13 protein-coding genes are annotated in these 12533 nt (G+C 72.0%); 11 read left to right on the forward strand and 2 right to left on the reverse strand.

Features of this window, described 5'->3' with window-relative positions:
- Window positions 1–49: 49 nt before the first annotated feature.
- The 6 genes from paaI (at window position 50) to IEY17_RS15055 (ending at window position 5037) form a co-directional block, all read left to right on the forward strand.
- Window positions 50–433, forward strand: a complete 384-nt coding sequence (gene paaI, locus IEY17_RS15030) for a hydroxyphenylacetyl-CoA thioesterase PaaI (RefSeq protein ID WP_188988377.1) — start codon at window positions 50–52, stop codon at window positions 431–433.
- Entirely contained in the window at window positions 430–1782 is a 1353-nt protein-coding gene (gene paaK / locus IEY17_RS15035) for a phenylacetate--CoA ligase PaaK (RefSeq protein WP_188988127.1), read from the forward strand. Before paaI ends, paaK begins: the two co-directional genes overlap by 4 nt.
- 13 nt (window positions 1783–1795) lie before the next feature.
- Entirely contained in the window at window positions 1796–2422 is a 627-nt protein-coding gene (locus IEY17_RS15040) for a TetR/AcrR family transcriptional regulator (RefSeq protein WP_188988129.1), read from the forward strand.
- 417 nt (window positions 2423–2839) lie between these two features.
- On the forward strand, window positions 2840–3466 hold the full coding sequence (locus IEY17_RS15045) for a hypothetical protein (RefSeq protein ID WP_188988131.1): 627 nt from the start codon (window positions 2840–2842) through the stop codon (window positions 3464–3466).
- Between the two features lie 114 nt (window positions 3467–3580).
- A complete protein-coding gene (locus IEY17_RS15050) occupies window positions 3581–4543 on the forward strand; it encodes a phytoene/squalene synthase family protein (protein ID WP_188988133.1) in 963 nt (320 codons plus the stop codon).
- Window positions 4544–4725: 182 nt separating this feature from the next.
- Window positions 4726–5037 (forward strand): hypothetical protein, encoded by a 312-nt coding sequence (locus tag IEY17_RS15055; protein ID WP_229680181.1) that lies wholly within the window; start codon window positions 4726–4728, stop codon window positions 5035–5037.
- A gap of 24 nt (window positions 5038–5061) precedes the next feature.
- On the opposite strand, the gene IEY17_RS15060 is transcribed toward IEY17_RS15055, so the two are convergent.
- Window positions 5062–6228: a S8 family peptidase gene (locus tag IEY17_RS15060; RefSeq protein ID WP_188988137.1), complete on the reverse strand. Its 1167-nt coding sequence runs from the start codon at window positions 6226–6228 to the stop codon at window positions 5062–5064.
- A 281-nt stretch (window positions 6229–6509) separates the two neighbouring features.
- On the opposite strand from IEY17_RS15060, the gene IEY17_RS15065 reads away from it, so the two are divergent.
- Window positions 6510–7358 carry an SDR family NAD(P)-dependent oxidoreductase gene (locus tag IEY17_RS15065; RefSeq protein ID WP_188988139.1) on the forward strand — a complete coding sequence of 283 codons (849 nt, stop codon included), beginning with the start codon at window positions 6510–6512 and terminating at the stop codon, window positions 7356–7358.
- Window positions 7355–7789 carry a universal stress protein gene (locus IEY17_RS15070; RefSeq protein ID WP_188988141.1) on the forward strand — a complete coding sequence of 145 codons (435 nt, stop codon included), beginning with the start codon at window positions 7355–7357 and terminating at the stop codon, window positions 7787–7789. The genes IEY17_RS15065 and IEY17_RS15070 overlap by 4 nt, the downstream gene beginning before the upstream one ends.
- A 32-nt stretch (window positions 7790–7821) precedes the next feature.
- Here IEY17_RS15070 and IEY17_RS15075 read toward each other — a convergent pair whose 3' ends face one another.
- Window positions 7822–8592, reverse strand: coding sequence for an IclR family transcriptional regulator (locus IEY17_RS15075; protein ID WP_188988143.1), 771 nt, complete (start codon window positions 8590–8592; stop codon window positions 7822–7824).
- Window positions 8593–8741: 149 nt separating this feature from the next.
- On the opposite strand from IEY17_RS15075, the gene IEY17_RS15080 reads away from it, so the two are divergent.
- The 3 genes from IEY17_RS15080 (at window position 8742) to IEY17_RS15090 (ending at window position 12510) form a co-directional block, all read left to right on the forward strand.
- Window positions 8742–9665, forward strand: a complete 924-nt coding sequence (locus tag IEY17_RS15080; RefSeq protein WP_188988145.1) for a U32 family peptidase — start codon at window positions 8742–8744, stop codon at window positions 9663–9665.
- A gap of 101 nt (window positions 9666–9766) precedes the next feature.
- Window positions 9767–11068 (forward strand): cytochrome P450, encoded by a 1302-nt coding sequence (locus tag IEY17_RS15085; RefSeq protein WP_188988147.1) that lies wholly within the window; start codon window positions 9767–9769, stop codon window positions 11066–11068.
- On the forward strand, window positions 11065–12510 hold the full coding sequence (locus IEY17_RS15090) for an MFS transporter (RefSeq protein WP_188988149.1): 1446 nt from the start codon (window positions 11065–11067) through the stop codon (window positions 12508–12510). The genes IEY17_RS15085 and IEY17_RS15090 overlap by 4 nt, the downstream gene beginning before the upstream one ends.
- Window positions 12511–12533 lie beyond the last annotated feature (23 nt).

A 12533-nucleotide genomic window follows, 5' to 3' on the forward strand; every position in this document is an offset into this window, starting at 1 on the left:
GGGACCAGTGCAGGAACCCGGCGCCACGGCGCGCAACCCGGCGCAGGAGATGTTCGACGGCGACCGCGCCTCGCAGGCCCTCGGCATCGAGCTCGTCGAGACCGGACCCGGCCTGGCCCGCGCCCGGATGCGGATCACCGAGGCGATGGTCAACGGCCACGGCACCGCCCACGGCGGATACATCTTCCTGCTCGCCGACACCGCCTTCGCCTGCGCCTGCAACAGCCACGGCCCCACCACCGTCGCGGCCCGCGCCGACATCACCTTCGTCCGCCCCGCGCGGCGCGGCGACCTGCTGATCGCCAGTGCCGTGGAGCGGACCAGGTTCGGGCGCAGCGGCATCTACGACGTCTCGGTACACCGCGGTGACGACCTGATCGCCGAGTTCCGGGGCCACAGCCGATCGCTCACCGTCGAGGGAGTCAGACCATGACAGGGACCCCGGGGACGACGACCCCGCCGCGCCGACTGGGTACCGCGCCCGCCCCGGCCGAGCTCGACCCTGCCGAGCGCTACTCCGCCGCCGAACTCGCCGCGGTCCAGCTGGAACGCCTGCGGTGGTCGCTGCGGCACGCCTACGACAACGTGCCGCTGTACCGGCGCATGTTCGACGAGGCCGGGGTGCACCCGGACGACTGCCGGAGCCTGGCCGACCTGGCGAAGTTCCCGCACACCACCAAGCAGGACCTGCGGGAGAACTACCCGTTCGGCATGTTCGCCGTGCCGATGGACCAGGTGCGCCGGGTGCACGCCTCCAGCGGCACCACGGGCAAGCCGACCGTGGTCGGCTACACCGAGCAGGACCTGTCGGTGTGGGCCGACGTGGTGGCGCGCTCGATCCGCGCCGCAGGCGGGCGGCCGGGCCACAAGGTGCACATCTCCTACGGCTACGGGCTGTTCACCGGCGGGCTGGGCGCGCACTACGGCGCCGAACGGCTCGGGTGCACGGTGGTCCCGGCCTCCGGCGGCACGACCGCCCGGCAGGTACAGATCATCCAGGACTTCCGGCCCGAGATCATCATGGTCACCCCGTCCTACATGCTCACCCTCATCGACGAGTTCGAGCGGCAGGGCATCGACCCGCGCAGCACCTCGCTGCGGATCGGGATCTTCGGCGCCGAGCCGTGGACCGAGCAGATGCGGCGGGAGATCGAGGAGCGCCTGGACATCGACGCGGTCGACATCTACGGGCTGTCGGAGGTGATGGGCCCGGGCGTGGCCAACGAGTGCGTGGAGACCAAGGACGGCCTGCACATCTGGGAGGACCACTTCTACCCCGAGGTGATCGACCCGTTCACCGGCGAGGTGCTGCCCGACGGCACCGAGGGTGAGCTGGTGTTCACCTCGCTGACCAAGCAGGCGATGCCGATCATCCGCTACCGCACCCGCGACCTGACCCGGCTGCTGCCCGGCACCGCGCGGCCGATGCGCCGGATGACCCGGATCACCGGCCGCAGCGACGACATGATCATCCTGCGCGGGGTCAACGTCTACCCCACCCAGATCGAGGAGCTGGTGCTGCGCACCGACGGGCTGTCCCCGCACTTCCAGCTGGTGCTGACCCGCGAGGGCCGGATGGACCGGATGACCGTGCGGGTCGAGGCGCGCACCGACTGCCCCGCGGAGCGCCGGGAACCGGCGGGCGCCGAACTGGTCCGCGCCATCAAGGAAGGCGTGGGCATCAGCACCGAGGTCGCCGTGGTGGACCCGGACACCCTGGAGCGATCGGTCGGCAAGCTGCGCCGCGTCGTGGACCAGCGCAAACCGCGATCAGCCGGCTGAAATACTGCGAACCATGTCGGACAACGCCGGAAAGGCCAACCGCCGCGGACGACCGGGCTACGACCTCGGGCGGCTGCTGGACGTCACCGTGCGGGTGTTCAACGAGCGCGGCTACGAGGGCACCAGCATGGAGGACCTCTCCCAGCGCCTGGGGATCACCAAGTCGGCGATCTACTACCACGTCTCCAGCAAGGACGAACTGCTACGACTGAGCGTGAACCGGGCGCTGGACGCGCTGTTCGCGGTCATCGAGGAGGATGCCTCGCGAACCGGCAGGGCCATCGACCGGCTGGAGCATGTGGTGCGCCGCAGCGTCGAGGTGCTGGTGGCCGAGCTGCCGTTCGTCACGCTGCTGCTGCGGGTGCGTGGCAACACCAAGGTCGAACGGCAGGCGCTGGCCCGGCGGCGCGAGTTCGACCGGATCGTCAGCGAGCTGGTCGAGCAGGCCGAGGCCGAGGGCAGCATCCGCCCCGACGTGGATCCGGCGCTGACCAGCCGGCTGCTGTTCGGCATGGTCAACTCGATCATCGAGTGGTACCGGCCAAGCCGCGGCCTGCGGGCCGAGCAGATCGCCGACGCGGTCACCAAGATCGCCTTCGACGGCCTGCGCCACGAGCGTGACCGGGATCTCGTCGAATAGTTCCCGGTTTCCGCGTCATGGCGCTCGTCCCGGCACGTCCCGAGCGCGTCGGCGTTGTGGGGCGCCCACGTACGGAGCGAGAAAAGGGATTCCTCGCACCGGTTTGTGGGCCGCGACCGGCGGTCCGCGCCGCGTCTGCTGCGGCTCGGGTGACTGCTGTGGTCGGTGTGGTCAGCCACTGTGGACTGTGCTGCCGATTCCCGACGTGTGGGTGACAAAAGGCCCCTGCGATCTCTCCGGCGGTGCGCCTACGCTGCTGCTTTATGACCGCCCCGGGAACGTACGCGGGGCGGTGCGCGGCGGATCCGGCCGCACTGGGGAAAGCGACTGCACTGGCGGCCGCATGGCCGCTGGTGTGGCGTGCTCGGATCCGCTCCCCCCTCGCCGCACGGAACCGAGCACGCTCTGGAGGCGACCGTGTCCCGATTCGAGGCGATCGCACGCGCCTTCCTCCGCTACCTGTACGAGGACCACCGCTTCCGCCCGGAGGTCGCCGACTTCTTCGACAGCCCGGCGGCCGAGGCCGCGGCGCTGGAACCGTCGTGGGCGGAGGTCGCCGACGTGGTACGGACGTTGCGCGAGCAGGAGTTGATCGCCACCAGCGGAACCGGACCGCAGGGCGCGCCCGCCCGCGCCGGGCTGACCGGGTCGGGTCTGATCTGCGCCGGCCGGCACGGCGGTGACCGCCACTCGTGGGCGCGTTCGGTCGCGGTGCTGGAGCAGGCCCCACCGGAGCCGACCGTGCCACCGCAGCCCGCTCCGGTCGACGACGGCCCGAGCTACGCCGGACTCGCCCGCGTGGCCAAGGTCGTGTTGCTGGCGCTGCCCACGGTGCATGCGCGCTACGGCGACACCGTTCAGATCGAACGCACCGCGCACCTGCTGTGCGAGGAGATCCGCCGGCAGCGGCCCGATCCGCGCCGGGTGCGGCTGGTCGCGATGCGGCTGCGCTCCGAACTGGCGACCGGTTCGGTGGCCAACACGCTCGGTGTCGTGTTGCTCGACGGCCTCGACGAGGCGATGGTCGAAAGCGGCCTGCGCTGACCAGGATGCGCATCGCGCCGGAAAGTCCGGGCGCCGCGGTCCCGCACGTGACGGGGTTCACCGCGGCGGCCACCACGCGCACGACGGCGCACTCCGTGTGCTGTGATGTCCGGTATGGACACCGGCACCTGGGCCCCGGCGGCCGTGCGCCGCGAGCTCGATGCCGCGGGCGTCCCGCCCGAGCACCACGCGGCGTACCGGCGCTGCCGACTGCTCAACGCCCGGCACGGTCGCACCTACTTCCTGGCGACCCGGCTGCTGGCACCTGCCCAGCGGCCCGCGGTGCACGCCCTGTACGGGTTCGCGCGGTGGGTCGACGACATCGTCGACGATCCCGACCAGCAGCGGACGGTGGCGGACCGGCAGCTCGCCGTGGACCGGGTGGACCGCACGCTGCGCGCCGGGTTGCGCGCCGGCCGCAGCGATCACCCGATCCTGGCCGCGCTGATCGACGCGGTGTCCCGGCACCGCATCGACCCCGCACTGTTCACCGACTTCATGGCCTCGATGCGAATGGATCTCACGGTGCGCGACTACCCCACGCGCGCTGCGCTGGACGGCTACGTGTACGGGTCGGCGGCGGTGATCGGGCTGCAGGTGCTGCCGGTGCTGGGCACGGTGGGTCCGGTGGCCGAGGCCGCGCCGTACGCCGCGGCGCTCGGCGAGGCGTTCCAGCTGACGAACTTCCTGCGGGACATCGGCGAGGACCTCGACCGCGGCCGGGTCTACCTGCCGATGGACGAGCTCGCGGTGTTCGGCGTTGACCGCGAGCGGCTGACGTGGTGCCGGCGGTGGGGCCGGGCGGACCGACCGGTTCGCCGGGCGCTGGCCGACCAGGTGGCCCGCACCCGCGCCCGCTACCGCGCCGCGGAACCCGGGATCGCGCTGCTCGCGCCGCGGTCGCGACCATGCGTGGCGACCGCGTTCACGTTGTACGGGGAGATCCTCGACCGGATCGTGGAGTCCGGATACGACGTGTTCCGGCGCCGGGTGGCCGTCTCCGGCACGCGCCGGGCGAGCGTGGCGGCCTCGGCGATCGCGGCCGTGGCGGCGGCGCGGCTGCGGGCCCGCGGCTGATCCGCGCGATCCGCGAATGCCCTCCCGCGCCTCGGGGTAGTCACGGAGAGCGAGTTCATGGCGCGCTGCGGCCCCGGCCGACCGACGTCGGCACGAGCGCGGCCGGCCCGGGGAGGCACGCGGGTGGAACTGGCCGGACAGCACGACGCCGCGCTGGTGGGGGGCGACGGATGGACAGCGGAATGCCGGGTTGGCGGGATCTGCACGCCAGCGCCGAAGTCATCGCACAGGCCGGGCGGCGGCTGGAGGAGAGCTCCCGCAGGCTGGCGGAGTCCCCCGAGGAGCTGACCACCGCCCGCGACGCCCTGCGGCTGCTCACCGCGGTCGGCAGCCGCCTCGCCCGCCAGCTCGACACGCTGGCGAACGCGTACTCGACGCCGAACCAGGCCGAACCCTCCGCGGTGCACATCGCCCTGGACCAGGCCGCGGCAGCGGCCGAGGACCTCGGCAACTGCACGAAGGTCGCCGCACAGGCCATCGAGGACGAGAAGTAACCGCCCGGCGACCTCCGACCGGGTTCACGGGGCCTGGACCAGACCCGCCCCCACGTCGGTGGACGGCAGCGGCAGTCGGCGCGCGGTCTGCGACAGGCGCGCCCACAGGCCCCAGGCCCGCTCGGCGTGTTGCTGGGCGTACAGCGCGGCCACGCCGGAGACGTGCGGGGTGGCCATGCTGGTCCCGCTGAGCTTGCGGTACCGCTCCGGCCCGGGCCAGCTCGAGTAGACGTCCACCCCCGGTCCCACCAGATCGACCTGGCCGATCTCATCGACCGTTCCGGAGGAGAAGTCAGCGATCTGCAGCTGCGGGTCGAGTGCGCCGACGGCCAGGATGGACGGGCAGTTGGCGGGATGCCCGACCGGCGCCACCACCCCCGCGGAGCGCTGGCTCTCGTTGCCTGCCGCCGCGATGATCAGCGTGCCGCGTTCCATCGCGCGCCGCGCCACCCGCTCGAACGCCTCCGAGTAGGGCTGGCCGGGCTCGGCGGGCGCACCCAGCGACATCGACACCACGGCGCAGCCGTTGGAGATCGCCCACTGGATGCCCGACAGGATGCCGCTGTCGCTGCCCGAGCCGTCGTCGCCGAGGACCTTGCCCGCGTAGATGCTGGCTTCGGAGGCGATGCCGTAGGCGGGCCCGTTCTGCGAGCTGCGCGGCCCGCAGCAGGTGCCGATGACGTGCGTGCCGTGGCCGTGGCCGTCCTGCACGTCCTGGCCCTCGACGAACGATCCGGTGACGATGTCGCGGTCGGCGAAGTCCGGGTGCTCGAGGTCCAGACCGGTGTCCAGGACCGCGACGCGGATGCCCTTGCCCGTGAGTTGCGTCTGGTCGGCGCGAACGGCCTTGAGCCCCCAGGTGACCTCGCCGTCGGGCGTGGGTTCGGCGTCGTCGATGGCGAAGACGCGGCGCTCCGGTTCGAACGCCGCGATCGGGCCGGGTTCGCGGACCGCCCGCTCCAGCGCCGCCGCCTGGTCCGGACCGGCGCTGATCAACGCGATGCCGAGGTCGTGCAGCACGATGCCGTCAGCCGAGCGGAACAGCTCACCTGGCGCCGCCCCGGCCGCGTCGGCGGTGTTGGCGCAGCGGATGCCCGTCAGCCGCGCCAGTTCGCGGGTGCCGATGATGGTCGAGTCGTCTTCCAGCAGCACCAGATAGCGTCCGGTGGAGCTCTCCTCGGTGGATGTCATGGTCGCTCCCTCGGCAGTTTCGGTAGGCTCAGATGATTTCATTCACCACGCGATTACCAGGTGTATCGCGCGTTACCGTGAGTGACAAGCACCCACACGGGTAGGGCGGCACACTGCGGGCCATTGTTTTCGGTCAAATCTCGGCGAAATTCGTGCGCAACACCGCTGTCCGGGGTAGTTGGATCGGGGGGAGATCGGGCACGACACGCACGCTCGGATGCGATCCCAGCCCGCTTGTCCGCACACTGGGCGTCATCACCGACGAGATTCCGGAGCACCCCGTGCGCACTGCCCCAGAACGGACCGTCCTCATCACCGGCGCGACCAACGGTCTCGGTCGGGCCCTCGCGCAGCGCGCCGCCGAGACCGGCTGCCGCGTGCTCGTCCACGGCCGCGACGCGGACCGCGCCGCCGCCGCGCGCGCCGAGATCACCGCCGCGACCGGCAACGACCGGGTGGTGGCGCTGGTCGCCGACCTGGCCGAGTTGCGCCAGGTCGAACGGTTGGCTGAGGAGGTGCGGCAGCGCTGTGCGCGCCTGGACACGCTGGTCAACAACGCCGGGATCGGCTCGGGCCCGCCCGACGGCGCGCGGGAGGTCAGCGCCGACGGCATCGAGCTGCGCTTCGCGGTGAACTATCTGGCGGGGTACCACCTGACCGGGCTGCTGCGCCCGCTGCTGATCGCCTCCGCCCCGGCCCGCGTGGTCAACGTGGCTTCCGCCGGTCAGCATCCGATCGACTTCGACGATCCGATGCTGACCTCGGGCTACACCGGCTCGCGCGCCTACGCGCAGAGCAAGCTGGCGCAGATCGCGTTCACCTTCGACCTGGCGGAGCAGCTGCGCGGCACCGGGGTGACCGTCAACGCGCTGCACCCGGCCACCTACATGAACACCGCGATGGTCCGGGAGGCGGGCGTGACTCCGGTGAGCACCGTGACCGAAGGGGTGGATGCGGTGTTCCCGTTGGTCTGCGATCCCGGACTGGACGAGGTCACCGGTCAGTACTTCCATGGGACGCGTGCCTGCCGTGCGCTGGATCAAGCCTACGACGAGTCGGCGCGGGCGCGGCTGCACGAGCTTTCCGACGAGCTCGTCGAACGCGCCCGCGCGACCGGGACCAGCAGATGAGCAACGGAGCCCACCACAAGATCGTGGTCGGGGTGGACGGCTCGGAGTCGTCCAGGAACGCGCTGCGTTGGGCGCTCCAGCAGGCGGCGCTCACCGGGGCGGTGGTGCACGCGGTGTGCGCCTGGGAGTTCCCCGCCTTCTACAGCTGGGAGGGCGGTCCGTTGCCGCCGGATGACTTCGAGGAGTCCGCGCGCCGGAGCCTCGACGACGCCGTCGACGAGGTGGAGCGGGAGACCGGGCCGCCCGCGCCGATCGAGCGCCACCTGACCCACGGTCACGCGGCGCAGGCGCTGCTGGACGCCGCGGCGGACGCGGACCTGCTGGTGGTCGGCAGCCGCGGCCACGGCAGCTTCTACGGCGCCCTGCTGGGCTCGGTCAGCCAGCGCTGCGCCGTGCACGCCCAGTGCCCGGTGGTGATCGTGCGCCGCTGATGCCGCCAGGCCCGCAGTTCGGAGGCCACCTCTCAGGCGCGGCTTCCGATGTAACCCAGGCGCTCGGAGAGGGTGCCCGCGCCCTCGCGGACCAGGTCGCGCAGCGCCGCTTCGGTCTCGTCGTTCCAGCGCAGGATGGGCACCGAGATGCTCATCGCGGCCACCACCTGGTCGGCCCGGTCGTACACCGGCGCGGCCACGCACGCCACCGCCTCGTTGGACTCGCAGTACTCGCCCGCCACGCCGTCCTTGGCGACGGCGTCGAGCTCCTTGCGCAGCGCCTTGCGGGTGGTGATGCTGCGCTCGGTCATGGCCTCCAGTCGACGGTTCCCGTAGAGCTCGTCGAGCTCGCTGCGCGACAGCGACGCCAGCAGCGCCTTGCCGAGCGCGGTGCAGTGCGCGGGCAGGCGGCGGCCGACGGCCGAGACCATCCGGACCGGGTGGCTGCTGTCGACCTTCACCACGTAGAGCACGTCCACGCCGTCGCGCACGCCGACGTGCACCGTCTCCTGGCAGCGCTCGGCGACGTCCTCGGCGACCAGCTGGCCCTCGCGGGTCAGGTCGAGGCGCTCGGCATAGGCCGAGCCCAGCTGGAAGCCGCGCACGCCGAGCCGGTACCGGTTGCTGCCCCGCCCGGCCGGCATCAGGTAGCCACGGTCAGCGAGGGTGCCGACCAGCTCGTGGACCGTCGTGCGGGGCAGCCCCAGCTGCGCGGTGATCTCCGGGGCGCTCAGCTCCGGGGTGTCCAGGAACAGTTCCAGGACGTCGAAGGCCCGTTCCACGGCAGGTACCGCTCGTGCCACCGCCGGTGTCCTCCCTCGTCACGCACGGCGTGTCCGCCGTTTGACCGATATTTCGAACATCGTATCTGATACCGGTCGCTTGACCGGCCGTTCCCGACAACCATACGATTTGACGAACATTGTTCGGAATATCGAACGGAGTGTGGTCGGTGCAGCAGACGCGTGACTTCCTGCGGTCCCAGGGACTGCCCGGTGCGGACATCCCCACCACCAGCACCAAGCGATTCCCCGACGGGGCCCAGTACCGGGTGGAGATCCCCAGCACCGAGGGCCCCGAGGTGCTCGACGCGGTGCTGGCCGAAGCCGACGCCCGGCAGGTGCCGGTGCACCGCATCTCCCAGGGCAGCGGGGGCATGCTGCTCACCGACGAGGAGTTGCGCGCCATGGCGACCACCGCGGCCGCCCGCTCGGTCGAGCTGAGCTTGTTCGCCCGCCCGGTCGCCGGATGGGACACCAGCCCGATGGCGGTCGCCTCGGCCGGCGGCCCGGTGGCCGCCCAGGCCCGCGGCACCGAGCAGCTGGTGCACGTGCTGGAGGACATCCGCCGCACCGCCGATGCCGGCATCCGCAGCGTGCTGATCACCGACCTCGGCGTGCTCAAGGTGGCCGCGGCGATGCGGGCCGCTGGCGACCTCCCGCCGGACCTGCAGTTCAAGATCAGCGTCCAAATGGGACTGGCCAACCCGGCGTCGGTGCGCATCGCCGAGGACCTGGGCGCCGACACCTACAACGTGCCCACCGACCTGAGCATCGCGCAGCTGGCGGCCATCCGCGCCGCCACCGACCTGCCGCTGGACGTCTACGTCGAGGCCCCCGATGACATGGGCGGTTTCGTGCGCCACTTCGAGATCGCCGAGATCGTGCGGGTCGCCGCCCCGGTGTATGTCAAGTTCGGGCTGCGCAACGCCCCGAACATCTACCCCAGCGGAACCCACCTGACGCCGACCGCCGTGGCGCTGGGCCGCGAGCGGGTGCGACGCGCCCAGCTGGGCCTGGACCTGTTGCGCCGCTACGCCCCGGATGCCACGTCCTCGCAGCTACCCGCCGACGGCCTCGCCGTCCCGCAGGTCTAGCACCCGCCGTCGCTCTCCTGTGGACTGTTGGGGCGGGCGTTGACGGAGCTGCCTTGTGCGGTCAGAGTATGCCTGCACCGCTCCTGGCGAACGGAGTCGCGATGGCAGCGCCCACCCACGTCCCGGACGTGTTCGACCCCCGCAGGTACGCCGGCGGCGTGCCGCACGAGGACTTCGCGTGGCTGCGCCGGCACGCGCCGGTGAGCTGGCAGGACGAGCACGAGGTGGGCGACTGGCCCGCCGGTCCCGGGTTCTGGGCGGTGACGCGGTACGCCGACGTGGTGGCGGTGCTGAAGTCGGCGGAGGTGTTCTCGTCGTGGCTGGGCGCCACGCAGATCCGCGACCCCGACCCGGCGGACCTGCCGTTCATCCGCAGCATGATGCTCAACATGGACCCGCCGGAGCACGGCCGGCTGCGCCGCATCGTCAGCCGCGCGTTCACGCCACGGCGCATCGACCGGTTCCGGGACGCGGTGGCCGCGCGGGCCCGGCTGCTGGTCGACCGGGTCGTGGCGCGTGGGGCCTGCGACCTGCCGACCGAGGTCACCGACGACTACCCGCTGCGCAACCTCGCCGACCTGCTGGGCGTGCCGGAGTCCGACCGCGGGATGCTGCTGGAGTGGACCAACCGGGTCATCGGCTACCAGGACCCGGAGCACGCGGAGGTCACCCGCGGCCCGGACGGCCAGCCGGTCAACCCGCGCTCCCCCGCGATGCTGGCCGACATGTTCGCCTTCGCCCAGGACCTCGCGGCGTTCAAGCGCCGCAACCCCGGCGACGACGTGATGACCGCGCTGGCCACCGCGGAGGTGGACGGGCGCGCGCTCACCGACGCAGAGCTGGAGATGTTCTTCTTCCTGCTGGCCATCGCGGGCAACGACACCGTGCGCAGCGCGTTACCGGGCGGGATGCTGGCGTTCGCCGAACACCCCGACCAGCTGCGGCTGCTGCTGCAGAACCCGCAGCTGCTGGACTCCGCCGTGGAGGAGACGCTGCGCTACCACCCGCCGGTGCTGAGCTTCCGCCGCACCGCCGCGGTCGACACCGAACTGGGCGGGCAGCGCATCCGGGCCGGGGACAAGGTCGTGGTCTTCCACTGCTCGGCACACTTCGACGAGCAGCGGTTCCCCGACCCGCACCGTTTCGACATCCGGCGGCAGCCCAACGACCACGTGGCCTTCGGCAACGGTCCGCACGTGTGCCTGGGCGCGCACTTCGCGCGGTTGCAGCTGCGGGCGTTCTACCGCGAGGCCCTGTGGCGGATGCGTGATCTGCGGGTGACCGGTCGGGTGGAGCGGCTGGTGTCGAACTTCATCAACGGCATCAAGCACCTGTCGATCGAGTTCACGCCGGCGCCTGAGCGGCGGCAGGGCCCGGACCGGGGTCTTACGCTCGGGCGATGACCGCTGTCGCGTTGCGTTCCGATTCCGGGCGATGGGTCCTGGTCGCCACCATCCTCGGCTCGGGAGTGGCGTTCCTGGACGGGTCGGTGGTCAACGTGGCGCTGCCGGCGATCGGCCGCGACGTCGGCGGGGACCTCAGCGTGCTGCAGTGGGTGCTGGATGCCTACCTGCTCACGCTGTCGGCGTTGCTGCTGCTGGGCGGTGCGCTCGGGGACCGCTACGGCCGCCGCCGGGTGTTCGCCGTCGGGCTGGTCGTGTTCACCCTGGCGTCGCTGGGCTGCGGGCTGGCACCGACCGGCGAGGCGCTGATCGTCGCGCGCCTGCTGCAGGGCGTGGGCGGAGCACTGCTGGTGCCGGGCAGCCTGGCGCTGATCAACTCCGCGATCCGGCACGACGACCGCGGCGAGGCGGTCGGCCGGTGGGCCGGGCTGACCGGCGTGTCCTCGGCGATCGGCCCGTTCGTCGGCGGCTGGTTGGTGGACGCCGTGTCGTGGCGCTGGGTGTTCTTCATCAACGTGCCCATCGCCGCGGCGGCGGTGCTTGCGCTGCGCCACGTGCAGCAGAGCCGCAACCCTCGGGCAGGCCGGGTGGACATGCTCGGGGCAAGCGCCGCGACGGTCGGTCTGGCGGGCACCGTGTACGCGCTGATCGAGGCCCCGACCGCGGGCTGGAGCGCGCTCACCGTGACATCGGCGGTGGTGGGGGTCGCGGCGCTGGTGGCTTTCCCGCTCGTCGAGCGCCGGGTCCCGGAGCCGCTGCTGCCGCTGTCGTTGTTCCGGTCCAGGCAGTTCACCGGCGCCAATCTCACGACCTTCGTCGTGTACGCGGCGCTGAGCGGCGCCCTGTTCCTGCTGTCGCTGCAGTTGCAGCAGTCGATGGGGTACAGCGCGCTGGAGGCCGGGATCGCGACGCTGCCGGTGACGATCGTGATGTTGCTGCTGTCAGGACGGGTGGGCGCGCTGGCGCAGCGGACCGGGCCGCGGGTGCCGATGACGGTGGGGCCGATCGGGTGCGCGGTCGGGCTGGTGCTGCTGACGTGGGCACAGCCGGGCAGCACCTATGCCGGCGGTGTGCTGCCCGGGGTGCTGGTCTTCGGCCTGGGCCTGTCGGTCACGGTCGCTCCGCTGACCTCGGCGGTGCTGGCCTCGGTCACCGCCGACAACGGCGGGGTGGCGTCCGGGGTGAACAACGCGGTTTCGCGCCTGGCCGGGCTGCTGGCGGTCGCGGTGCTGCCCGTCGTGGCCGGCCTCGAGCACACCGCCGCGGGCCAACCGCTGGGTCCCGGTTTCGCGCGGGCGATGCTGATCTCGGCGGCGCTGTGCGCGGCCGGGGCCCTGCTGTCCTGGCTGACGATCGACCGGACGAAGAAGGTGCACACTTACCCGCTGCCCGGCCTCAACCACGCCTGTCAGGACCCGTGCACCTGTGACGAGCGGCGCTGAAGCGTGCCGGGTGGTCATTGCGG

Origin of the sequence: Saccharopolyspora thermophila, assembly GCF_014646075.1 — a bacterium.
Lineage (GTDB): Bacteria > Actinomycetota > Actinomycetes > Mycobacteriales > Pseudonocardiaceae > Saccharopolyspora > Saccharopolyspora thermophila.